The organism is Paralteromonas sediminis, from assembly GCF_003820355.1.
In the GTDB taxonomy this organism is placed as follows: Bacteria; Pseudomonadota; Gammaproteobacteria; order Enterobacterales; family Alteromonadaceae; genus Alteromonas_F; species Alteromonas_F sediminis.
The window spans coordinates 410,847-432,879 of the sequence record NZ_RPOK01000001.1 but is presented as its reverse complement, the minus strand read 5'-3'; the positions used below and the strand labels follow the sequence as shown (position 1 = coordinate 432,879).

Below are 22,033 nucleotides of genomic sequence, written 5' to 3'. Positions count from 1 at the left end.
AAGTCCCGTTTTTAAAGCTTTTTTTAAATAACCTATGGTGGGAGGGGCCACCATTTTCAAGCGCTTAAAGCCGAAGTAAAGAGGCTCTACCCCATAAACGGGGGATCAGCATTCACCTTACACGATTGATAACACCATCCCATCCACAATGGGTCATCACTCTTATTCGATAATTTTCAAAGTTTCTAAAACCATAAGCTCGTCTCGTTATCATTTCCGTCTCGTTATGGAAGCCCACAGAAATTTCGTTGTTACACGTATATCGCTACATAGCCACTCTTAACACGCCTATGATCTTTTGTATTCCTCCGTTAATGACTATGCTTAAAAAGACGTAACGCACGACGTTAAGGCTATGAAAAAACAAATCAAGCTAGAGTTAATTTGGACCTTTTTAGAGGTTAGCAAAGACGGCTATGCAATCTTTGACGCAGACGATAAGCTTATTTACAGCAATGATGTATTTGCCGATATTTTTTGTTTTACCTTTGACCCAAACCACCCTATTTCGTTTGACCAAACCGTTCGTAACGCTTATAGCAAAAAGCGGGGAATAAATATCGAAACAGATGATATTGAGGCTTGGCTCGGATATGTCGAAACCGTCCGGCGTCAGAGAGAGTTTCGCTTGTTTGAAGTAGATTTAGTCAATGGCCGATGGATGTTGTTTTCAGAGCAATTGTTACCCAGCGGAGAACTGCTGGTACAAGCCAAAGATATCACCACCCAGAAGCTGCTCGAAAACCAACTCTCAAATTCAATACAAACTCTAAATGATTTGGCGCTAACGGATGAACTAACTCAACTGCCAAACCGCAGGAGTTTTGTCCAGTCAGTAGAATCTGAGCTAAGTCGTTGTGCGCGAAAAAATGGCGATATCACCATGTTAATCTTGGACCTAGATCATTTTAAGTCAATCAATGACACATTCGGACATCCAGCCGGAGACGAGGTACTCAAAAAGGTGTCACAAGTACTCCTGACAACATTGCGACAATATGACATCATCGGTCGAATAGGAGGCGAAGAGTTTGCAGTATTTCTTGGCACCTCTTCGCAACTGGAAGCCAGTGAAATCGCAGAGCGATTGCGAATGCAGATTGCAGCAACAGAGTTTTACTACAACACCGAATTAATTCCATTGACAACCTCAATAGGAATGACGACTCAATCCTGCAAAAACAGTTTTGAACAACTTTATTCCAGTGCCGACGAAGCATTGTATCAGGCAAAGGCTCAAGGAAGAAATCAAGTGAGGACCTATACACCTACTCCATAATGATTTAACGCTAGCCACCCTCTTTACGCTAAAAAGCGCCATGACATCGATGAGGTTTCCACTAATAATCCAAACAAGCGCTGTCCATCGTAAATAAAATGCCGCAAATTTAAATAAGGAAAGTCCTAGAGACAATTTGGAAACTAAAAAAAGGCAATTCACCATAAAAGTCGTAGTCAATAGCCAACATTTTGGTTTAAATTTGATACCGAACATTGCTAAAGGGAGTTACAGCAAATGAATGCAAGAGCAATTGTAATCACTTCGGTATTATTCGTGATATGTGCAGTGTCATGGTATTTGCTCGATATCAATGAAACTACTACTGCTATTGATAATGACATTGATTTGAGCAGAAAAGTTAATCAGGCTAACGACATCCTGAACCTTGCTGAGACAAGTAGTGATGATGTTCAGTCTTCACGCTCGACACACTCTGAACTTGAGATGAGTTCCGCCAACAGTATTGTCAATGAAGGCAATGTTGATGACAAAAAGTCCTCTATAATAGAAGGGTTGCTAAAAAATCCTCCCAACGATGAAGCGTATAAAGAGCATCTGGTAAAAGAAGCTCAACATGCGGCTCTCGAAATTTCAGAACATCTGCAATTAACCGCGGAGGTAAGTGGTGCTCTGAAATCAATACTCGAAGAGAAAACAATAATTGAATATGAAATCATAAAGCAGGATAGACACTACACCGAAACGATTTTTGAGCTTCAAAAACATCAGCATAACTTCGAGGCGAAGATTAGAAACGAATTAGATTCCAATGAAATACTTGCCTATGAGCAATTCGAGTTTAAAAAAGCGCTTAAATTACATCACAAAAGGATTGCAGCTAGCTTATCTAAGAAATTGGCTACAATGGAGAGTCTTTCTCAAGCTCAGCAAGAGGAAATCACACTCGCTTATAATTCAATAGACTTGCCTCCTGATGAGAGGTTTTCTATAGGAGTTTACGGCACCTATTATGGAAAATTCAGATCCATGGTGTTAAACCGAGGTTGGTATAGAAAAGAATTAACATTGGTCAATAGCAGGTTTGAGTAGTTTAAAACCTATTGCCAAGGGCGATATGCAAATGCTCAAAAAATTATTTTTAGTTTGCGTCGTTGGGATGGCTTTAATTTTTTTCATACAGATTTTCAATTCATATAATTATAAAAACGCTGGTGATCATACTGAAGATGCAATATCAATCCGATTCATTGTTGTTCTTGCAACAAGGTGGGCATTTCATCAACAACAAGTAGCAATCAAAAAACAGCGTTTTACTTGGGTTCCAATGACTCCGCACCACTATCGACTCAGCCAATTTGAACTGTGATTAATCCTCAATTGAGTTAAACCGTCAATTTTTGTTTAAGCTGGTCTTTATAGCGGCGTGAAACGGCCAGTGTGGCACCGCTTTTCAGTGTTACCTCACCATCGCCACTGGGGCTATATTGGATATGTGCTATCGCCCTGTGATTAACCGCATGAGAGCGATGAATGCGAGTAAACTGGCTGTCTAGTTTTGTCGTTAATTGGCTCAGTGTACTGCGCAGCGGATAAATACGTTCCCCTACATACAAGTTGACATAGTTCCCAGATGCTTCTAACCAATCCACCTCATCAATTTTAACTAAAAACTCTTTGTCGAACTTTTTTACCAATAAATGTTCTGGCGGTACATGTGGTGCTGAAACAGCTTCTTTTTCACTGTTGGCGATAATATTTGCCTCGCCAGAAACACGGCTTAATACACGATGATAAATGTTAAAAATGAACAGAAAGAAGAGGTAGCCCCATACATCTTTACGGTATTCGTAAAAGAACTCCCGCAATACCGGGCCAAAATCGTAATTGCCACCTGCCAGCGCATAAACGCCTTCTCGCATCGCCACCATTAGGGATACATGGCCGATGGCGTACAAAAGACTTACACCAAAATGCATTAACAATTGCCGGTATGGGTGCGAAAAACGCAAAGGGTGTTGTTGCCAGACCAAAAAAATAAGCGGCAGTAATGCAATGTTAGCGAGCAGGCTAGAGTATTCCCAGACAAACAATTCCCACAGGGCAAACTCGGGTTGCCCATCACGAGTGATTTCCATCCATACCGACGTTACATTAATGGTGTTGTTGATCAACATGTAGATAAAGAGCGCCAGCACTAAGAAACGGTTCGGTCTTTCGGTAATCATTTTCATCCAAGGCTGCAACCGCGACGGACTCTCATCCCTGTTATCCACCGCTTGTCCCTGCTCCCCGTCCACATTGCTATTTTGGGCTGTTTTCATTGCTACAAATCATCCATTGTCGATGGCCCAAAAATAAAGGAGATCGGCCCTAATGACAACTCAACAGCGACGCTACGACATTGACTGGCTACGTACCTTAGCGTTTTTTATATTGATTGCTTATCACATTGGTATGTACTACGTGTTTGAATGGGGCTGGCACATAAAAAGTGAACACCAGAGCGTTTGGCTTCAGGATGTCATGATACTAAGCAATCAGTGGCGAATGTCATTACTGTTTTTTCTTTCCGCCATGGCGTTAAGTTTGTTTCAACTTCGGTATCCTGATCAGGGCGTAATTACGTTGCGGAGTAAACGACTACTGGTCCCACTGATTTTCGGCATGTTGGTTATAGTGCCGCCGCAGCTTTTCATTGAACTGCATGAAACATCCGACTACAACGCCAGTTATCTGTCTTTTTTAGCGGATTACTACAACCTAAATACAACCTTGGCAGAAGAGCGTCATTCGCCATTAGGATTACTTACGTGGAATCATTTGTGGTTTCTCCCTTATGTGTTTGTTTACTCTGTTTTCGCTCTACTTCTGCGCCCGTTCTTGGTGAAAATTTGTAAGTTGAACACGCTACAAGCTGCGTCATTGTGGTCCTTTGTTGGCGTGTTAGTGGGAGTAATGTCAGTGATTTGGCTAACTATGCGACGCGAATTTCCCGTCACCCATGACTTGGTTAACGACTGGTATAGCCATGCTAAATATTTTTGGGTGTTTATCGTTGGCTATTGCCTACCTCATTTAGGTAGTTTGTGGACCGAAATAATTCGTCGCCGTTGGTATCTACTGAGTATTGCTGTTAGTTGCTATGCATTTTTAATTGCCGATCGGCACGATGCCTGGTCATTACTCGCCGATCAATTTGAGCACAGTTTAGCCGTGCGAAGTTTATATGCAGTCATTGTAACTTTGAATCACTGGGCTTGGATATTATGCCTTGTTGGGTTAGCTGGTGCTTACTTGCGATTTTCCAATCGCCTCTTAAAATACGCCAATGAAGCCATCTTACCTTGGTATATCATGCACCAAACGCTAATTATCGTTGCCGCTGCATGGTTAAAGCCTCAGTCTTTATCAGTTGGCGTAGAATTACTACTAATCACGAGCTTTACACTAGTGGGTTGTGGGTTAACCTTTGAATTAGTCAAACGCGTTAACGTCGGACGCTGGTTGTTTGGTCTGAAATAGGCACCCTACTTTGACTCGCCGAGCGAAGGCAGCAAATTAGTTAACGCAACTAAAAAAGTGACAACAAGGTGTTATAGGCCTGCTTAATCGCGTCAAATTGTGCTGCATCACCTTGTTTGTCTGGATGACTTTTATGCACCAATTGCTTATACCTGCGCTTTATCACTTCTTGGGTTAGTTCTGGGCAGCCAGTTAAACCCAGTGTTTTAATCGCCTGTGCTTTTTTATCAATCGCCAGATACCGCTGCCAGAACTTCTCTTGCATTTTATGGACCTCGTCCTGGGATAAATACAGGTTATTGATATCTAGGTAAAAGGCCTTTAGCGGATCCGTTTGGGCTAAATGATCAGACTGAATGTTTAACGGCGCGACCTGAATCGATAACGCATTCACACTCAAGTGTAACTTCTGCTCTGATAGGCGATGCTGAAGCCGATATAAATGATGGAATAGCCAAAAATGCTTTTGATACAGAGTATCTAGTGGTGGCTCCAGTTGAAAGAATTGGGGTATCTCTGCCTTGATAATACCGAGCAATTCATACTCTGATAAAGCGCCTCCTTTCTCACCTAACCACCCCATCAGATTTGATGCTAATAGTTCAAGGTATTGCGGTTGGTGTTCGTGGTTCATATGTTTTCCTTGAATCAACAACGTTCGGCTAGAACGCTTAGTCGTCTAATAACGCTCGTGTGCCATCATCTAATAATCTGTATGCTTGGCCATCTTTAAGAAGCAGTCCTTCCGATGCTTTAAACGGGAAGTTATCAGTATAATCTTCAGGATGCTTAACATCGACTGCATAAAGTTTTCCGTCAAACTGACTGTTAACAGAAAATTGAAGCGTATGCCCTACTACAATAGCTTTGGCATTGAACGCCGTTAAGGTTTCATCCATTTGTTTTTCGCTGACCTCGTCTTTAAAGTATCCGCGATACCATGCTGGGCCAGTCTTATTTGAAATTAGCAGATGTTGATCGTGGCTATAGTCTTCACGGGGGTAATAGTATTGGCGATATGCACTGCGTATAGTTTGATTAATGTCATCCAAACTCAACCCTAGTGCAGCAATCTCAGGATGTATGCCACCATGAGTAAACAAGTATCCATTGATGCTCTCTACCACATTTTTACTCGCCAGCCAGCGACCGATTGCCGCGTCCTCACCAAACAGTTCAGCATGATGTTTGCCCAGCATACCAGCAATGGGGATATACTTGTTGGCCGCTGACTTCATATTTCCCTGCATGTTTTTGATTTCGTGATTGCCAATGATCATATGCACGCTGCCCCCCGCGAGCTTTGCTTCTTGCTCTAATTTATAAATGAACCACAGCAATTGCGTTGTGGCGTAACCTCTGTCTACCATGTCTCCCAATAACACAAGATGCCCTTGCCCAAATTGCCAGGTAAGACCTGCATCAATGACATTGTGTTGTAGTAAGAAATCCCGAAATGTTGCTAAGTTACCTTCCAAGTCAGACATCACAAAAATTGGTTGCGCATCATTGTAGTGAGAGGCCGGTGTCTCATAATGAGCTGTAAACGGCAAGCTGAATCGACTGCCATCTTTGGGAAAATACACTTCTATATCAATGGTTTCATTAGAAGAAAAGTGCGTCTTTTCAATGGAAAATCCCGTTTCCCGGTTTCCGCGAATGTACATGACGTCCAATGAATCTTGGTTATGAAAAATATGCGGTCCTTCATCGCCAACTTTGTATGCAAGTTCATCGGTACCAAAAGCAATACTTCCTTGCATCGCAACCAAGCTAGCAAAACCGGTTAATAACAATAGACATGTCACTACAATGAAATGCTTCAAATACAGGAGTATCGTTTTCATCATGATCTCCTTATGCACCGCGAAATACGCGTAAAATCGAATAGGTTAAACGCAGAATAAGAAAGCCCGCGATTACAGCAACAGGCACCAGCCACATTCCCAAAACATCTTCGCCTTGTTGCAAGGGGTTATTTACTATCGCAATGACAATGCTGTTACCGTTAGCGCTTGACCAAACCCCTACATGCTGTGGCGCAAGTAGTTTTGCAAAGGCCAAAAGGATTAGAGCGGCCCCCACGCCGTACCCAAAACCTGCTGTCGCCCAGTAAAGTCCTTTGCTAGCGCCACGCTTTACTACTTCAAGTGCTGAAAAGCCTGGTGGAGGAGGCGTTCCGTGTAATATATGGCTCACGTATTGTTCGGCCAGCTGTCTTGGCGGACCAAAACCAGACAGTATGCTGTCGATATCTACGGGCTCACCTTTAACTTCTTTAAGATCGATGGCGTCGAATATGTGGCTTTCTATTTCGCGCAGTACCTCTTCAGATTCGTAAACCTCCAGGCGTGATAAATACTTACCTAGTGTTTTTAAGTAGGAATGAATTTTCTCTCGTTCCTGAGAGTCGGATAATCTAGACATTGCTTATTCCTCATCGTTGAGCGGTGCAGGGCCGGGGTGTGCCAACAGATGATTGATATCTGATACAGCTTGTTGCCATCGGCGACTCACTGCTGATAGCTTGTTGCTCCCCAACTCAGTTAATGCGTAATATTTTCGAGGTCGGGTCTCACCCTCTTGGCGCCACTGCGCTGTAACCAGACCGTCTCGCTTTAGTCTGTCCAGCAGTGGGTAGAGGGTGCCCTCAGTAATGCGTGTTGTCTCAAACTTGTGCAACAACTGCAGTAGTTCAAGGCCGTAAAGGGTTCTTCCGTTCAAGGCAGCGAGTACTACGAGATCGAGTGTCCCCTTGCGAAGCTGCACGTCCCATTTCGACTCAAGATCTTTTTCATTTGCCATAGTAAGAAGCCATTTTGTTGATCAATTTTACTGCTTTCATACTTTATAATACATTATACCTTGTTATACAAGGTATAATGTATTGCATAACCTTAAGCCTATTTGCGAGGAACTGATTACGCTTTAAAAAAGAAGAAGAGAATAAAAAAGCCGGCTTATCGCCGGCTCGTTTAACTATTTTGAAAAGTGGTACTCCCACCACTCAGGCTGGTCTTTCAGGTGCTTGTCAAAATACGACAATATCGTCGCCCACCAATGGAACGTTTTATCTCGTGCGAGTATATGGTGGTCATCGCCCAAATACTCCACTAACTCCACATCTTTATCTAACAGTTTAAGCGCGGTGTAGAACGTATGGCTCTCGCCAACAGGCACATTAACGTCACTGTCACCGTGAATTAATAAAATAGGATTAGTGACTTTATCAGCGTGATAAATCGGACTGTGATCAGTGTAGAGCTCTGGATTGTTCCATGGAAAGCTGTTTCTTGATGCAACCCCGGAATAGAGCGCGCCCCACCAGCCTTCGCCCCAGTAGGAAGTTAATGTTGAAATGCCGGCATGTGAGACAGACGCTGCGAAAATATCGGTTTTCGTCGCTAGCAGCATGGTCATAAAACCGCCATACGACGCGCCTAAATGACCAACTCTATCAGCATCGACAAACGGATGCGCTTCTAAGAATGCTTTGGTACTGTGAATGATGTCGTCAACCGTATAATCGCCCCAAGCATTAACGTGTTTAGCAGAGAAGTCTTGTCCATAGCCGTAAGTCCCTGTGGGCTGCAAAACGTAAACAACATAACCATTTGCTGCCCATAGATTAAAAGGATAACGCCCTTTAAATCCTCGGGTAACGGTAGCCGTACCGCCATAATAATAAACTAGCGCGGGGTATTTTTTGGATGCATCGAAGTTGTCTGGCAAGTAAACCCGGCCATCAATGGATATGCCGTCTGGATTTACCACGTCAAAATCATTCAGCTTAGCGATACTGGTATTGGCAAACGCCGCACTGGCATCCCATTGTTTTTTGGCCTTGCGGCCAACAACCTGGGTATACAGAGCCTGAGGGCGTGAGGCATGGGTTGCTGCGTACATAATCTGGGCTTTTGCGTTGTCTGTACTTGCCCACGATCTAACGGTATCGGTTTGCTCACTCAGCTTAATAAAGCGCGCCTTACTGGCATCATATTGATACAAGGGCACCCTGTCTTTTTCGCTGGCTGTAAAAATAACATCGTCATTTTTAAGGACATGAATACCGTTGATAGCAGGGTCGAATGCTTTAGACAGCGCCTGAATATCTTCACCCTGCAAGTTCATATGATACAACTGGCCATCGTAGTCGTTGGCAACCAGCCCCTCGGATACGTTCAAGCCTTTGCCTCCGGCAAAATTGGGCCCACCGGTAACATACAATCCTTTGCTGCTATACCGCGCAGAACTAAATGCACGATAGTGCCCTATTTTCCGTTCTTCACCAGTCTTGAGGTTCAGTTCAAACAAGCCAGTAGCGCCATGAGGTGGGGCTGAGTAATCAATGAGACTACGACTTATTAGCAGGGTATTTCTTGTTTCATCAATATCCAGCAATGTGCTGCTGGCTTCATGCTGTGTGAGCTGGCGGATAAAGCCAGTGTCAATATCTAACTGGTATAACTGACGGTTATCTCGCCAACTACGCCACCTGTCCTGCAATGCCTGATAACGTTTGGCTAGATCACCGTCATCGTCACCCTCTTTATTCCAAGAAAACACCAGGCTTTCATTACCAAAAAACCTAAAGCCACTGGCGTCTTCCAATTCTGCGCTTATCGTTTCGGTTCTCAACGTGTCGATGTTTAGCTGGTGAAGTTTATTATTATGAAAATAAACTAATGATTGATTGTCTGGTGAAAACATTGCGCTGCGAAGGCCGTTGTCCCAAGTGTGTATCACTGACAAATCACCCACATTGACCAGCTCTGTGAGTGTGACAGCCTTATTGCCAGTGTCCTGGTGATAATGCCGTTTCGCGATAAGGGCATATTCACCGTTATCTGACAGCTCAACGCTTGAGATAGTTTCTGAGTCAAACAGCTGCTTAGCCGCCAAGCGCACTTTGCCACCTTTATGCAGGGTCACCTGATCATGTTCGGCTTTACCTTCAAAGCTAAATTGAATCTCGGTTTCTGCAGCGCGCTTTGTTGCAGTAATAAATACCGCGTGATCACCGGTAGGTAGGGCCAGTGAGTAGCCTTTTTCGCCTTTTTTCGCTTCAACCCCGGCAACGAATACATTTAGCTTGTCTACGCCTTCAACGACTAATTCGCCTTGAGTAAAACGATCAACACTTAAGGTGAACCGATACAAGCTCAACGCCGTTTCTTTGTCCTTATTAAATGTACTCAACGGCTGCCAGACATATTCTTCACCAAAAAGATTTAGCTTGTCGCCACTTTTACCGGCCACTGCAGACAGGCTATCAAAGACAGATTCTGCTTTGGGGCTCTCAGTAAGCAACTGAGGTGTACTGATGTCAATTGGCCCTAAGGCCTGTATATTTTCTGATGGAAGTGTCGCGGCACACAAGCTGCCACTCAGTGCAGTTAACAATGCACCGGTAAGTAGGGTTTTATTCATGTTTATCCTTTGCATATACGGCATAAATAAGAAAATTATCAACGTATCTTAGCAAGCTTAATCCCTCAACTGAAAGTCACCCAACGTAAAGCCGTTTTATGCATAAACATTGATGCCGACTATACTTGGGTCGAAGATGTATGAATTCTCTGATAATTTGGGGAGATTAAATGAAGATATCCAACCTTCCCATTCGTACAACACAAACGAGAAGCTAATTATGTGGTGGAAAAGAACGGAAAAAAATAGTGCTGAGCAAGCTGCCAAAGAACAGGCGAACGCTGATAACCTTGCCATGCTTTCTGCGATCAGCAATAGTCAGGCGATGATTCAATTTTCGCCTGACGGCACTATTCTGTCCGCCAACGAAAACTTTCTCAACGCAATGCACTATGACCTGAATGAAATCAAAGGCAAACATCACCGCGTGTTTTGCACTTCTGACTTTGCAAAATCACCAGAATACAGCAGTTTTTGGGAGAAACTGTCTCAAGGTATCCCCTTCTCATCCAGTATCCAGCGCGTAAATAAAAAGGGTGAACTGGTGTGGTTAGAGGCCAGTTATTGCCCGGTTAAGGATGAGAGCGGCTCGGTATACAAAGTTGTCAAATTGGCCTCAGATATCACAAGTTTGATGAATGAAAAAAGTGACATGCAAGGTAAGTTAGAGGCATTGGGCCGGTCGATGGCCACAATCGAATTCAACGCAGATGGCAGTATTATCACTGCAAATGATAATTTTTGTGCTGCCTCAGGCTACTCATTAAATGAAATTGTGGGGGCACATCACAGTATGTTCTGCCCTTCACACATTACCAATAACAATGAATATAATGCATTTTGGCAGGCTTTGAACCGAGGAGAATACCAGCATGGCACTTTTGAAAGACAGAAAAAGAATGGTGAACCTTTGTGGTTAGAGGCTTCTTACAATCCGATTTATGACATCAATGGTAACCTCGTTAAAATAATGAAAATTGCCTCAGACATTACGCAGGTAGTCCTGTCCAGAGAACAAACTGTGAATACAGCACTGGCCGCATCTAAAGAAACTGACGACATCGCCAACGAGGGAAATATTGAGCTTAAAAAAGCAATTTCATCGATGGAAGTAATGCAAAGTGAACTCTCTGAATCTGCCGGCAATGTCAGTCAATTAAGTGCTCAATCCCAAGAAATATCCAATATTGTGCATACTATTCATGAAATAGCCGACCAAACTAACCTACTTGCATTGAATGCCGCTATAGAAGCTGCCAGGGCCGGCGACCAAGGCAGAGGCTTTGCCGTAGTGGCAGACGAAGTGCGCCAACTTGCTTCACGTACGTCGGCATCTACTTCAGAAATAGAAAAAATGGTTGAAGAAAATCAAAAATTAACCAGTGCCGCAGTAGCAGAAATTGCCGCCATTCAGAATCGTACTGAAAACGGCCTTGAGCTGATCAAACGTTCTGGTGATTTTATTAATCAGATTAACGAACGGACCAATGAAATGGTCGACATCGTGAGTCAAATTTCTAAATAACAGTCACCATGAGTTATCTACAACAAGCTTCTTAGATTGTTTGCTATTGCAGACGGTGTAAACTGTATCTAAAGAAAACAAGTCGCAAGATGTATTTGGCAGATGGTTAGAGTGATTTTTTTGCAGTTCTGTACTGCATTTTATTTATTGAGTGGCAATGGGTTTGCACAAACCAAAGACGACTATGAAACCGCGCTTGAGTCTTTTCAAAAACAGGATTTTTCAGAAGCCTATATCTACCTGAAAAATGCGCTTCAGGGCGACCCCGAACACCTTCCATCTAAAATTCTTATGGGTGAAGTGCTACTTACTCGCGGCTTGCCCTTCGATGCTTTTATTGAAATTAATGAAGCCATTGCCATGGGTGCAGATGTCAACTTAACCAGCGTGCCACTCGCGAAAGCGCTTTATTTACTGGAGCGCTATGAGGAAGTGTTTCAAATATCTGAACAGCCGCTTATCCCGCAAAATCGCAAAGCATTAATGTTGGTTAAGGCTGATTCGCACTATCAGCTAAATAACGTCACGAGTGCGTTGGCATTACTTGAGCGCGCCAATCAAAACCATCCTGACGATGTAGATATTCTTAGTGCCCTGGCTGATTTTCACCTCAGGCAAAATGATCTTGCAGCAGCCAAAGGCTTTCTGGACAAGGCCATGCAACAAAAAGACGAACACTTTAAAACGGAATATTTACTCGGGCAGTATTATCAAGCAATGAACCAGCTTGATAGCGCTCTCAACCATTATCGAAAAGCATACCAACTGAATGCTCGGGATTTACCGCTTAAGCGTTCTCTGGTCAACGCTAATTTACGCGCAGGCAATGTAACACAAGCACAGCAACTCAATGATGAATTATTAGCTGAAACGCCTAATGACCCTTTTGCACTTCTGATTAAAGGGCGCCTATTGATGATGAATGATCAGGAAGAAAGTGCACAGGCAGTTTTTTCTGAAGTTGACAGCTTAATGTCACGACTGCCTTCTGATGTGAAGGCGCAAAAAAGTGAATTATTGTTGGTGAGTGCACTCTCTTCGTTTTCTCTGGGCAATTTTGAAGGGGTTGCTGCGCAATTAGAGGCGTATATTGAAGACAATACGCCAGACAGCAACCAATTATCCATGCTAGTTTCTGCTTACCTTAATACTGAACAGGCTGACAGAGCGATAACGCTATTGGAAAAATTCCCCGATGTTGTGAGTCAAAGTGCGCCACTTTCGGGGCAACTTTGTGAGCTATACATTTCCACTAAACAGTTCCTTAGGTGTAGGCGTCTGATTAATGACTTAAAGCAAATTCACGGAAACAATGGACAAATCGCGTTTATTGAAGCGGGTTTACTCATAGCAGAAAACAAAAACCAGCAAGCAATCGAATTACTAAATCATTACTTTTACAATTCAGACAATCAGGATATTGCATCACTCTTTTCTACTGCATACCGTTCACTGGGACAGTATGACCAAGCAATCGATAGCCTTAACAGAGCGTTAAGCTTGTCACCAGAAAATCAGGAACTACTCATCTTAAAGTCGAACTTGTTAATCGCAAAAGGCCAGTTAGATGAGGCAGCGAATACGCTGGCTCCGCTATTGCGCTCGTTGACACCGCCTTACCCAGCGAGGCTAAACAACGCCAAACTACTGTTTTTGCAAAAGAAGTCTGATAGTGCACTGATTGAATTAGAAAAGCTTACTACATCTCACCCCCAAAAGGCGGACGCATTATTGCTCAAAGGTCGCGTGCTGGCGTCGAAAGCACGCTACGACGAAGCGTTGGAAGCGTTCAACAAAGCGCTGACAATCACACCCGACAGTCGGTATGCTTACGAACTGATTGCGCGCCTTTTTGTTGAGCAAGAAGAACATAAAAAAGCACTTTCCACACTGGATACCTTACTAAAACAAAACAGGCTAGAACCTCGCTATTTGCAGGCCAAAGCCGAAGTATTACTGGCCATGGGGCAAAATGATGAGGCATCCCGGCAACTCAATATCCTTTACGGCATCTGGCGTGAACAACCTGAATACCTGTTTTCATTGAGCCAATTACAAACCCGTGCGCAAGACAGTGCAAATGCACTTCGCAGCATCAAAACTGCTGTCGAAATAGAACCCGATAACCTAGCCTATAAGCTTGAACTGATAAGAGTGAGCTTAATTGAAAATGCACTTGATGATGCCAAAAAACGTACCACGGAGTTACTAAAAACACACCCAAAACATGCTAGCGTATTGATTTTAGCTGCTCAAACCGAATCGGCGCTGGGCAATATTGAAAATGCGAATACCTACCATCTCAAGGCTTTTTTCGCGCAACCAGACAATCAGGTTGCGGCATTTCATGCCTATCAACAAGCCATTGCGGGTAGTCAGCAACAGCCAATTATAAAGACACTTGAGAGTGTGTTAACTCAAGCCCCCTCTCTGCATTTTCAACGTAGTTTACTGGCTAGGTTATTCATGCAAAATCAGGCGTTTAGCAAAGCCCAGTACCACTGGCTGTATTTGTTAGACAATGCAGCATTAGACGATAAAAGTGATATTCATTTTCAACTTGCCCGCTCATTGATGACGACGGACAGCGCTGAGGCCAAAAAGCATGTACAAAAAGCCAGTTCGCTTCAACCGCAGAAAGCGCAGTACCTAAGTTTGCTAGGTTGGCTCCAGTTTCAGGAGCAGGCATATGAGAAAGCACTAAAAACGCTGCGCGATGCTGGCGCCCTTGATTCAGTCAATCCAACGAATAAATACAGACTAGCCAGTGTCCTCATTGCTTTGGGGCGTAATAAAGAAGCCAACGCAGAGCTTAGTCGTGCGCTTGCATCAGACCTCTTCTTCCCGGAACGTAATGACGCAGAACAGCTTTTACAGCAAACTCGCAGTTAAAGGCAAAAGAGTGTCGGTTTTTTTTACACAGTCTAAACGACGGATTTATAACCAACTGAAATATATGGATATAATTTTTGGAATGGTTTTTGCTCAGTATTTCGGTATAAAATATAGTTATGAAGTTAATTGGCAGATGCAAATGAAACCACTTATTACATTGATGTTTATTGCTATGGCAGCGGTGCCTGCTACTGCGCTGGCAGGAAAGCCTGAAAACAAACCAGGCAAACAAGCCGAAACGGCAGCTGCAGCTACGTGTCAAGCTAACGATATCGTAATCAATAGCAGCGGCGATACTTCATTCTCGTTAAGCGCAGGTGCATGTCTGACAAGTTCTGACTTGTTAGCTGCTTACCAGGGCAACGGTAGCGGTGGTCATAATGATACACATTTGCTCAATTCGAGCGATTTAGGTGCGCTGGAGTTGTGGGACACAGACGGTTGGTTAACCAGCAATTCTCCCGACACAGACCCGGCCTCGTCGTGGACATCGCTTGGAAAAATCAACCCAGCTGGTGGCTGGACTGCCACTCCGCTCGAAGGTTCAGCGTCGTCATCGATTAACGTTACACCTACCGATGGAGGGTCAGGTGGTTGGACAAATGCAGGCTTCGATGTTGATCTAAACGGCATTAAACCGATGTTTTTTGACCAAATCATCTTTTCTGTAAAAGCAGGAAACGAGTTTGCCTTGTATCAGTTTGATTTAAGCAGCCTGCACAATGTTTACGTGTTCGGCGGTAGCATCAAAGTATTCAATGGCAAAGACACCTCCCATATCACGGCTTGGTTGAGACAAAGTACGCCAACGGATGTTTCTGCACCAGCGGCTATTCTGCTTCTGTTAGCAGGCACTGCTTTCATGGCTTTACGCAAAAGAAAATAGTCTCGAATAATCATTTTAAGAAGAAGCCTGACACTGTTCAGGCTTTTTTTTACTCTTCATTTTACCTTATCTTAGCCAAGCAGTGGCGTGTAATCCCCTAGCTCCCTGATCCAAGTCAAATCAATAACTGCCTAGTTTTGCTCTAATGAAGACCTCTTTTTCTATTACTCCTTAGGAAACATGGGCATTTTTTTACCGTTTAAGGTAGGTTTAAACGCTGTTTTTTTCTGCCTGTTATTTGCATTTCAGAGTATCGCTTTTGCCCAAAGCGATATCAGTTGGCACGCATATGGTTCTTTACGCTTGGGATTGGAGCATATTGATGCCGACATCAAGGGTGATGGTTGGTACTGGCGCGACTACCTGAGCCGAGTGGGGATTAAACCAGAGTGGAAAATAGATGAAGATTTATCTTTTACTGGTCATGTCGAATACGGCTTAAAAGGCCAGCTTCTGGATGAACTTCACAATACAGATGCCTTAAAAAAACGACTTTCCTATTTGGGTATCTTGTACAAACACCACTCACTTTTCTATGGAAGACAAAATGTGGTCTGGCATCAGTTTGTCAGAACCAATTATTTTCTGGGAGGCTTAGATACAGAAAGGCAAGGCGTGCTGCGTGATGACAATTTACTGCAGTACTTCTATCACAATAAAAACAGCCGCATGGGTATGGGTATACGCTTTGATGAAACGCAAACATTAGGCCTACGCAACGTTCAACTTGGCGGACAAACCTCCTACCAGAATCTCAAACTGCAAGTCGCGATTATTCGCGACCAGTTTGGTTCTCATCAAGGCACCCTAGTGGGAGCCAAGCTATGGTACTACCTCGATAAAAATTGGACTCTGTCCGTATACGCTCATAACGCATCATCAAACTTCGATGAATATGCAGGAAGCAGTTCAGGTGTTGTCAAAATTCATCAGGCAGAACCCGCTACTCTGATCAATGCTATTCGGACGTGTGCACAAGAGAGACGAACCAGTTATGGTGTGTATGGCGGCTACCAATGGCAAGCACACAAAATCCATGGCAGAGCGGCTGCAGACAAATGTAAAACAAGCGGCGAAGTCGATTCGTTAAGAGTGGAATATATTTATTCAATTAGAAGCGATATCCGTCTATGGCTGTCCATAGAACGCCTCAACTATCTAGCACAGATGCGTTCACCACTGGCTGAGGTGGACGATGTCTATCATTCACAACTTGGTGTAAGGTATGATTTTTGAGTGGCTCAATCATGAAGATTTACTGGAGGAAGCTTTACATATGGAACAGCACAGAACGTGAAATCAGCGTATAAGTCCACTTTCAAAGTACAAATTGTCACTCCCATTGATCATGTTTACTCAGGATCAATTGTACATTTATCGGTTAAGGGCTCAGAAGGCGATCTCGGTATCTGTTACGGTCATGCGCCCTTGCTTACAGGGTTACTTCCCAGCATGTTAACCATGGTAAAAAAGGGGGGAGAAAAAGATTCTTTATACGTTGCTGGTGGGTTTATGGAAGTGCAGCCGAACAACGTATCTATTCTGGCTGATACTTTGATAAGAGCGAAAGACATAGACGAGAAAAAAGCGCAGGAAGCACGTAGGAACGCAGAAAAAAGGCTACAAAATTGTGATGTTGATCAACTCATCAAATGTGAGTTGCAACTCATGAAAGCGATAGCTAAGCTACGTGTAGCAAGAAGTGTAAAGCAATACTAACTTACCCTATTCATTCAGGGTGTATATGCCCATACCAAAATAGGCATTGTTAAAAAATAAGAGGAAATGACTATGTCTGGAAATAACGTCAATATCGTTAATCTAATTCTTGCGATTTTACTTCCGCCTCTGGGGGCTCTGTTACAAGTAGGGTTCAGCAAGCACTTCTTTATCAATATTATCTTATGCATCTTAGGATGGCTTCCAGGCGTGATTCACGCTGTTTGGTTAGTTGCCACCAATAAAAAGGGCTAGCGGGCTCGCAAAGACAAGGTATCAAGCACACTGACCGAATGCTTGTCTGTATTGCTTATCACAATACTAACTGGTTGCTTCTTTTGTACGTTAAACGCAAGAGACAAAGGTGAAAATTGTGATGAGACCACTCTGGCTTGTGCCAACACATCGCCTTTGGTATCGATTACTGACACGACTGCGCCCGCATCGCCTGCGATCTTTTTCGCAAAACCAGTTAGCGTGTAAGTGCCTTTGCTGGGCAGCACAAGCGCCTGCATGGCTCGGCTGTTAGCGCCAATTTCAAGGGCGTAGGAGTGAGTAAATATGCGATTCGGCGTGCTGACGAAACGAGCATTGGGGCTGGAAAGACGCCAATGGCGAGCTTTGTCGTCTCCTTCAAAATCAGGAGCCCTAAGTAGATTGTTTGGCGCTTTTTGAAGAACATAATGGCGCATATGGTCAATTTGCATATCGCCTTGCATCGCCAATACCATGGCTTCATCTGATCCTAGGTGCATATCGCTTTCCAATATAACAGGGCGCCCATCCAGCGTAATCCCTATCTTATTGGCTGACTGCCGCCAAATTCCTAAGGTTATAAACTTGGTTCTGTCGGTTTTTTCTTGCGACCAGCCCGCATTGCTGCTCGCAATCTGAAGCGCGTCACAATTTTGCTTTGGGAAACGCTGAACACTGCCTTCAACGCTGTCGCTACTCATATTGATTTGCAACCCAGTTAAACACCCCGTGACGGTTTGAAGTGCTGGCAACAAAGCTAATTGACCGTTAAAGGTAGGTAATATCGTTCTTAAACGCCATTCGGTATATCCGTTGCTTACCGGCTCTGCCGTTCTAATTGCATTTAATCGGCTTCGCCCTCCTAAATTAATCACACTCTCTGCTATTAAAGCCTTAGGATTGTTTTCACTGGAGATATACTGCCACTTAGCAGTGTCTAAATAGGGCGTTGTAAACTCATCGGAATGTTTAGGAATTAAACGCCATTCGTAACCAACAGGGGCATCTGGTAAAAAACTGGGCCTGCGCTCTTCATTCGCGTTATCTGGCTGCTTAGCCGGAATTTTAGATGGCGTAGGTTGCTCAGAAATGGGCACTGTGCAACCAAATAGTAATAAAAGTAGTGCAAAGAATATGAAAAGTTTAGTAGCAGAATGCGGCATCGGTTTTCCTTCCTGAAGACGCCGCGAGCTTAGCACAGTCTGTGAATTAAATCCCTCCTCCCTGCTCCCACGCAAATAGTCCATCAACCTCCCACACTTTGGCCTCCTTACTCGAAATAATGGGTTTTTCCAGCGCTAACCAGCGATTAAAACCACCGGCTACAGACCACACTTTGGTCAGCCCCATAGACTCCAGCGACTTGGCGGCAAGAGCAGAGCGGGCACCAGAACGACAATAAAGGTATACCGGTCGTGTTGCCAGTGCTGACAATGGGTCCTGTTCATGGCTAATTGCATCAAGCGATGTTAATTCCATTTCTAATACCCCCCTTGGAATATGCACCGCGCCTGGGATCATACCTAAATTCACTTCTGCCTCTTCACGAATATCAATAACGATAGCGCCTTGTTGAAGGGCTTCGCTTAAGGCTTCACAGTCACACTGCTGAATTTCCCCTTGAATTATACTGACTAACTGTCTGCCATTTAAAAGCTTTGTCATAATCATATACCTGTGAACAATTGACTAAGTGAATGAGTGAGTACGCCTAAAGCAATGAAAAGAATGAGCCAGGCAAACCCTTTTTTCAGTGTATGTTGGGGAAGTTTTTTCGCCAGAAATTGCCCAGCAAAACTTCCTGCAATGCCAACCACTGTAAATATCAGTAGAACCTGCCAGTCGATTTGATTAATCAACACAGGATTAGCAAAGAAATGATAGCCAAAACCCGCACTGGCATTGAAAAAGATAACCGTTAAGCTCGTATTCACAGCCAGTCGCATAGGCACGTTCAGTAATGTTACCAAGGCAGGCACAATGAGAAAGCCACCTCCAACTCCCACTAGCCCAGTGGTCCCGCCCAGTAAGAGGCCGGTAATAAACAAACGTCCCCGACTTGACGTTTTGTATTGCGCCTCAATGTTTGAGGCAGCCAGCATTCTCCGACCAGCAAATAACATAATGATAGCTAATAATAAAAACTGCAGATTTCCGCTTATCCAGTGAGAAGCACTTGCCGCTAACGCACTCCCCAACATACCCGTAACAGAGAGCCAAGCGGCAGCATTAAACGCGATTCGACCGCCACGTAAATTCATCAAAACGGTGCTTAAGCTTATTGCTGCCACAATAAACAGACCGCCAACAATAGCTTGCTTCTCTGAGAAGCCAACGCCATAGGCAAGCATGGGTACAGTCAATATAGAACCACCGGCACCGAGCAGCCCTAGACTAAGCCCTATGAGTACAGCACTAATAATAACGGTTAACAAAAGTCTTCTCTTTATTTGTATATCTTATATTTATAATATACGATATATAGAAATAAATGCCAGAGGTAATGTTGTGATTTCTATAAATGCCTTTTTTCACCAAGCCAGTTCAACCATAAGTTATGTGGTCTATGAAACAGCCAGTCGTGAGGCTATGATCATAGACAGTGCACTAGATTACACAGCGCATTCGGGGAAGCTTTGGACAGAGTTTGCTGACAAGCAAATAGCCTTCATCCACGAAAATAATCTCCATGTTACATGGATCCTAGAGACTCACGCTCACGCTGACCACATCTCTGCCGCTCACTATTTAAAAACACAGCTAGGTGGAAAGCTTGCTGCTGGCGCAGGTGTTGTACACGTGCAAAAAACATTTGTTGATTTTTTTGACCTGTCTGAGTCACACATCCCAACTGATGGACGTCAGTTTGGCCACTTATTTGAAGATGGTGATTCCTTTTCATTGGGAAATACAGAGGTAACTGTATTGAGCACGCCCGGTCATACGAATGACAGCGTGACATACCTTATCGACGGCAATGCCTTTGTAGGCGACACCTTGTTTATGCCAGATGGAGGCACGGCACGTTGTGACTTTCCTGGAGGCAGTGCAGCGGTTCTATTTAAAAGCATAGAAAAACTGCATCAACTTGCCGATGACACTGTGCTGTGGATGTGCCATGACTATCAACCGAAAGGCAGAGCACTGCAGTATCACTGCACTGTTGCACAGAGCAGAAAAAACAACATCCACATACACACAGGCACTACCTGTGAAGCGTTTGTGCAACTGCGAGAGAGCCGAGACGAAACGTTGGATATTCCGCGCCTCCTTTATCCGTCAGTTCAACTCAATATTAGCGCCGGTCAGTTGCCGCCCAAGGCAGCAAATGGAAAACGTTATATCAAACAACCCATCAGTTTTACCCGAGGAGATGTAAAGTGACACAATTCTTTGAGCCCTTGGCTGGGGGCGTTATTTTAGGCTTATCAGCGCTGCTGTTGCTGATAGCAAGTGGCAGAATTGCCGGCATATCCGGTATTCTTGGTAACCTATTGACGATACAACCCGGTAACGGCTGGCGCTGGATGTTCGTGCTGGGATTAATTCTGGGTCCTATCATTTTAAGTACAACAGGATTCTCACTGCCTGCAATAGAAGGCAGCTGGGCGATGATGATAGCCGGCGGCTTACTGGTTGGTTTTGGCAGTGCCTATGGCTCAGGATGTACAAGTGGCCATGGTATTTGTGGCATTGGTCGCCTGTCTCCGCGTTCGATCACCTCAGTGATGGTCTTCATGATCACTGCGGCGATCACCGTTTTTATTGTCCGCCACGTAATGGGAGTTGCCTAATGAATTTTTTGTTTGCGTTACTTGCCGGCATTGGGTTTGGTATGGGATTGACGATATCAGGCATGGTCGACCCACAAAAAGTATTGGGCTTCTTAGATGTTGCTGGAGACTGGGATGCTAGCCTGGCATTTGTTATGGGCGGCGCGCTGATGGTGTTTATCCCCGGTTTTCAGATTGTGAAGAAACAACTTACTAGCCCGTTATTCGAGAAGTCATTTTTTCTTCCTTCCGCCAATTCAATTGATAAACCATTAGTCATTGGCGCTGTTTTATTTGGTATTGGATGGGGCTTGTCCGGTATTTGTCCGGGTCCGGCCATTGCGAATATCAGTGGTATGGAAGACAAAGTATTTGGGTTTATTCTTGCCATGTTAATTGGCATGATAGTCGCCCGTCGAATCAACGCTAAATAGGGCGAATTGACACTGCTTATGCAAGACTTTGCCAAAATGGAAGCCAATGCCCAGCAAGCCATCAATTTATTGAAGGCGCTGGGTAATCGCTATAGATTGATGATTTTATGTGTGCTGCAAAATGGCGAGCTATGTGTGTCTGAACTGAATGACATTATTCCCATTCCCCAGTCTTCTTTATCTCAACACCTTGCTTGGCTGCGCAAAGAAGCCTATGTCACGACACGACGGGATGCGCAAACCATTTATTATTCACTCAACAGTCATGAAGTGACTGAAGTGATTGCTGTATTGTATAAGTTGTTTTGCGCCGACGACCCACTTTGAGGTAAATCAAGTTTTTTTGTTGAG

General features: G+C 44.0%; 23 protein-coding genes and 1 pseudogene. 14 read left to right on the top strand and 10 right to left on the bottom strand.

The features are described from left to right. Positions 1 to 112: 112 nt before the first annotated feature. A pseudogene (locus tag DRW07_RS01975) lies at positions 113 to 265 on the bottom strand (transposase); the annotation flags it as partial. A gap of 90 nt (positions 266 to 355) precedes the next feature. Between DRW07_RS01975 and DRW07_RS01970 the strand changes: the two are divergent. The 3 genes from DRW07_RS01970 to DRW07_RS01960 all read left to right on the top strand — a co-directional run bounded on the left by DRW07_RS01970 (position 356) and on the right by DRW07_RS01960 (position 2,609). After that, positions 356 to 1,279 carry a sensor domain-containing diguanylate cyclase gene (locus DRW07_RS01970; protein WP_124026201.1) on the top strand — a complete coding sequence of 308 codons (924 nt, stop codon included), beginning with the start codon at positions 356 to 358 and terminating at the stop codon, positions 1,277 to 1,279. Positions 1,280 to 1,516: 237 nt separating this feature from the next. Next, a complete protein-coding gene (locus tag DRW07_RS01965) occupies positions 1,517 to 2,332 on the top strand; it encodes a hypothetical protein (RefSeq protein WP_124026200.1) in 816 nt (271 codons plus the stop codon). Further along, on the top strand, positions 2,325 to 2,609 hold the full coding sequence (locus tag DRW07_RS01960; protein WP_124026199.1) for a hypothetical protein: 285 nt from the start codon (positions 2,325 to 2,327) through the stop codon (positions 2,607 to 2,609). The genes DRW07_RS01965 and DRW07_RS01960 overlap by 8 nt, the downstream gene beginning before the upstream one ends. Positions 2,610 to 2,625: 16 nt before the next feature. On the opposite strand, the gene DRW07_RS01955 is transcribed toward DRW07_RS01960, so the two are convergent. Continuing rightward, the gene (locus DRW07_RS01955; protein WP_240630480.1) at positions 2,626 to 3,564 is read right to left on the bottom strand and encodes a LytR/AlgR family response regulator transcription factor; all 939 of its coding nucleotides are present in this window, start codon (positions 3,562 to 3,564) and stop codon (positions 2,626 to 2,628) included. A 52-nt stretch (positions 3,565 to 3,616) separates the two neighbouring features. Here DRW07_RS01955 and DRW07_RS01950 point away from each other — a divergent pair, with 52 nt between their 5' ends. After that, positions 3,617 to 4,765, top strand: a complete 1,149-nt coding sequence (locus DRW07_RS01950; protein ID WP_124026198.1) for an acyltransferase family protein — start codon at positions 3,617 to 3,619, stop codon at positions 4,763 to 4,765. Positions 4,766 to 4,814: 49 nt separating this feature from the next. On the opposite strand, the gene DRW07_RS01945 is transcribed toward DRW07_RS01950, so the two are convergent. The 5 genes from DRW07_RS01945 to DRW07_RS01925 all read right to left on the bottom strand — a co-directional run bounded on the left by DRW07_RS01945 (position 4,815) and on the right by DRW07_RS01925 (position 10,195). Beyond that, positions 4,815 to 5,399, bottom strand: coding sequence for a DNA-J related domain-containing protein (locus DRW07_RS01945; protein WP_124026197.1), 585 nt, complete (start codon positions 5,397 to 5,399; stop codon positions 4,815 to 4,817). Between the two features lie 37 nt (positions 5,400 to 5,436). Next, the gene (locus DRW07_RS01940; protein ID WP_124026196.1) at positions 5,437 to 6,615 is read right to left on the bottom strand and encodes a metallophosphoesterase; all 1,179 of its coding nucleotides are present in this window, start codon (positions 6,613 to 6,615) and stop codon (positions 5,437 to 5,439) included. Between the two features lie 7 nt (positions 6,616 to 6,622). Beyond that, positions 6,623 to 7,192, bottom strand: coding sequence for an HAAS signaling domain-containing protein (locus DRW07_RS01935; protein WP_124026195.1), 570 nt, complete (start codon positions 7,190 to 7,192; stop codon positions 6,623 to 6,625). A 3-nt stretch (positions 7,193 to 7,195) separates the two neighbouring features. Continuing rightward, positions 7,196 to 7,570, bottom strand: a complete 375-nt coding sequence (locus DRW07_RS01930; protein WP_124026194.1) for a PadR family transcriptional regulator — start codon at positions 7,568 to 7,570, stop codon at positions 7,196 to 7,198. A gap of 174 nt (positions 7,571 to 7,744) precedes the next feature. Further along, a complete protein-coding gene (locus DRW07_RS01925) occupies positions 7,745 to 10,195 on the bottom strand; it encodes an alpha/beta hydrolase family protein (RefSeq protein WP_165870365.1) in 2,451 nt (816 codons plus the stop codon). 220 nt (positions 10,196 to 10,415) lie between these two features. Here DRW07_RS01925 and DRW07_RS18630 point away from each other — a divergent pair, with 220 nt between their 5' ends. The 6 genes from DRW07_RS18630 (at position 10,416) to DRW07_RS01895 (ending at position 17,475) form a co-directional block, all read left to right on the top strand. Then, complete coding sequence (locus DRW07_RS18630; protein WP_165870364.1) at positions 10,416 to 11,720, top strand: methyl-accepting chemotaxis protein; 1,305 nt, start codon at positions 10,416 to 10,418, stop codon at positions 11,718 to 11,720. Between the two features lie 102 nt (positions 11,721 to 11,822). Next, complete coding sequence (prsT, locus tag DRW07_RS01915; RefSeq protein ID WP_124026191.1) at positions 11,823 to 14,612, top strand: XrtA/PEP-CTERM system TPR-repeat protein PrsT; 2,790 nt, start codon at positions 11,823 to 11,825, stop codon at positions 14,610 to 14,612. A 142-nt stretch (positions 14,613 to 14,754) separates the two neighbouring features. After that, positions 14,755 to 15,501 carry a hypothetical protein gene (locus DRW07_RS01910; protein WP_124026190.1) on the top strand — a complete coding sequence of 249 codons (747 nt, stop codon included), beginning with the start codon at positions 14,755 to 14,757 and terminating at the stop codon, positions 15,499 to 15,501. A gap of 180 nt (positions 15,502 to 15,681) precedes the next feature. Continuing rightward, positions 15,682 to 16,737: a porin family protein gene (locus DRW07_RS01905; protein ID WP_124026189.1), complete on the top strand. Its 1,056-nt coding sequence runs from the start codon at positions 15,682 to 15,684 to the stop codon at positions 16,735 to 16,737. A gap of 57 nt (positions 16,738 to 16,794) precedes the next feature. Continuing rightward, on the top strand, positions 16,795 to 17,220 hold the full coding sequence (atpC, locus tag DRW07_RS01900) for an ATP synthase F1 subunit epsilon (protein ID WP_124026188.1): 426 nt from the start codon (positions 16,795 to 16,797) through the stop codon (positions 17,218 to 17,220). A gap of 72 nt (positions 17,221 to 17,292) precedes the next feature. Further along, the gene (locus DRW07_RS01895; protein ID WP_124026187.1) at positions 17,293 to 17,475 is read left to right on the top strand and encodes a YqaE/Pmp3 family membrane protein; all 183 of its coding nucleotides are present in this window, start codon (positions 17,293 to 17,295) and stop codon (positions 17,473 to 17,475) included. Here the strand turns inward: DRW07_RS01895 and DRW07_RS01890 are convergent. The 3 genes from DRW07_RS01890 to DRW07_RS01880 are packed head-to-tail and all read right to left on the bottom strand — an operon-like array spanning position 17,472 to position 19,910. After that, positions 17,472 to 18,638, bottom strand: coding sequence for a hypothetical protein (locus DRW07_RS01890; protein WP_124026186.1), 1,167 nt, complete (start codon positions 18,636 to 18,638; stop codon positions 17,472 to 17,474). The two genes, DRW07_RS01895 and DRW07_RS01890, sit on opposite strands and share 4 nt — an antisense overlap. A 46-nt stretch (positions 18,639 to 18,684) precedes the next feature. Further along, entirely contained in the window at positions 18,685 to 19,140 is a 456-nt protein-coding gene (locus DRW07_RS01885; protein ID WP_165870363.1) for a rhodanese-like domain-containing protein, read from the bottom strand. Positions 19,141 to 19,142: 2 nt separating this feature from the next. Next, complete coding sequence (locus DRW07_RS01880) at positions 19,143 to 19,910, bottom strand: sulfite exporter TauE/SafE family protein (protein WP_165870362.1); 768 nt, start codon at positions 19,908 to 19,910, stop codon at positions 19,143 to 19,145. A gap of 73 nt (positions 19,911 to 19,983) precedes the next feature. Here DRW07_RS01880 and DRW07_RS01875 point away from each other — a divergent pair, with 73 nt between their 5' ends. Genes DRW07_RS01875 through DRW07_RS01860 form a run of 4 tightly spaced genes read left to right on the top strand, consistent with a single transcriptional unit; the run spans position 19,984 to position 22,009 of the window. Then, positions 19,984 to 20,859, top strand: a complete 876-nt coding sequence (locus DRW07_RS01875) for an MBL fold metallo-hydrolase (protein ID WP_240630479.1) — start codon at positions 19,984 to 19,986, stop codon at positions 20,857 to 20,859. Then, positions 20,856 to 21,269 (top strand): YeeE/YedE family protein, encoded by a 414-nt coding sequence (locus DRW07_RS01870; protein WP_124026182.1) that lies wholly within the window; start codon positions 20,856 to 20,858, stop codon positions 21,267 to 21,269. Before DRW07_RS01875 ends, DRW07_RS01870 begins: the two co-directional genes overlap by 4 nt. Next, on the top strand, positions 21,269 to 21,682 hold the full coding sequence (locus DRW07_RS01865) for a YeeE/YedE family protein (RefSeq protein ID WP_124026181.1): 414 nt from the start codon (positions 21,269 to 21,271) through the stop codon (positions 21,680 to 21,682). Before DRW07_RS01870 ends, DRW07_RS01865 begins: the two co-directional genes overlap by 1 nt. A gap of 18 nt (positions 21,683 to 21,700) precedes the next feature. Continuing rightward, positions 21,701 to 22,009: an ArsR/SmtB family transcription factor gene (locus tag DRW07_RS01860; protein WP_124026180.1), complete on the top strand. Its 309-nt coding sequence runs from the start codon at positions 21,701 to 21,703 to the stop codon at positions 22,007 to 22,009. Positions 22,010 to 22,033: the final 24 nt, after the last annotated feature.

Coding starts and splice junctions, on each gene's coding strand:
- DRW07_RS01970 (WP_124026201.1), top strand. CDS start 356: ATGAAAAAACAAATCAAGCTAGAGTTAATTTGGACCTTTTTAGAGGTT.
- DRW07_RS01965 (WP_124026200.1), top strand. CDS start 1,517: ATGAATGCAAGAGCAATTGTAATCACTTCGGTATTATTCGTGATATGT.
- DRW07_RS01955 (WP_240630480.1), bottom strand. CDS start 3,564: ATGAAAACAGCCCAAAATAGCAATGTGGACGGGGAGCAGGGACAAGCG.
- DRW07_RS01950 (WP_124026198.1), top strand. CDS start 3,617: ATGACAACTCAACAGCGACGCTACGACATTGACTGGCTACGTACCTTA.
- DRW07_RS01945 (WP_124026197.1), bottom strand. CDS start 5,399: ATGAACCACGAACACCAACCGCAATACCTTGAACTATTAGCATCAAAT.
- DRW07_RS01940 (WP_124026196.1), bottom strand. CDS start 6,615: ATGATGAAAACGATACTCCTGTATTTGAAGCATTTCATTGTAGTGACA.
- DRW07_RS01935 (WP_124026195.1), bottom strand. CDS start 7,192: ATGTCTAGATTATCCGACTCTCAGGAACGAGAGAAAATTCATTCCTAC.
- DRW07_RS01930 (WP_124026194.1), bottom strand. CDS start 7,570: ATGGCAAATGAAAAAGATCTTGAGTCGAAATGGGACGTGCAGCTTCGC.
- DRW07_RS01925 (WP_165870365.1), bottom strand. CDS start 10,195: ATGAATAAAACCCTACTTACCGGTGCATTGTTAACTGCACTGAGTGGC.
- DRW07_RS18630 (WP_165870364.1), top strand. CDS start 10,416: ATGTGGTGGAAAAGAACGGAAAAAAATAGTGCTGAGCAAGCTGCCAAA.
- prsT (WP_124026191.1), top strand. CDS start 11,823: ATGGTTAGAGTGATTTTTTTGCAGTTCTGTACTGCATTTTATTTATTG.
- DRW07_RS01910 (WP_124026190.1), top strand. CDS start 14,755: ATGAAACCACTTATTACATTGATGTTTATTGCTATGGCAGCGGTGCCT.
- DRW07_RS01905 (WP_124026189.1), top strand. CDS start 15,682: ATGGGCATTTTTTTACCGTTTAAGGTAGGTTTAAACGCTGTTTTTTTC.
- DRW07_RS01895 (WP_124026187.1), top strand. CDS start 17,293: ATGTCTGGAAATAACGTCAATATCGTTAATCTAATTCTTGCGATTTTA.
- DRW07_RS01890 (WP_124026186.1), bottom strand. CDS start 18,638: ATGCCGCATTCTGCTACTAAACTTTTCATATTCTTTGCACTACTTTTA.
- DRW07_RS01885 (WP_165870363.1), bottom strand. CDS start 19,140: ATGACAAAGCTTTTAAATGGCAGACAGTTAGTCAGTATAATTCAAGGG.
- DRW07_RS01865 (WP_124026181.1), top strand. CDS start 21,269: ATGAATTTTTTGTTTGCGTTACTTGCCGGCATTGGGTTTGGTATGGGA.
- DRW07_RS01860 (WP_124026180.1), top strand. CDS start 21,701: ATGCAAGACTTTGCCAAAATGGAAGCCAATGCCCAGCAAGCCATCAAT.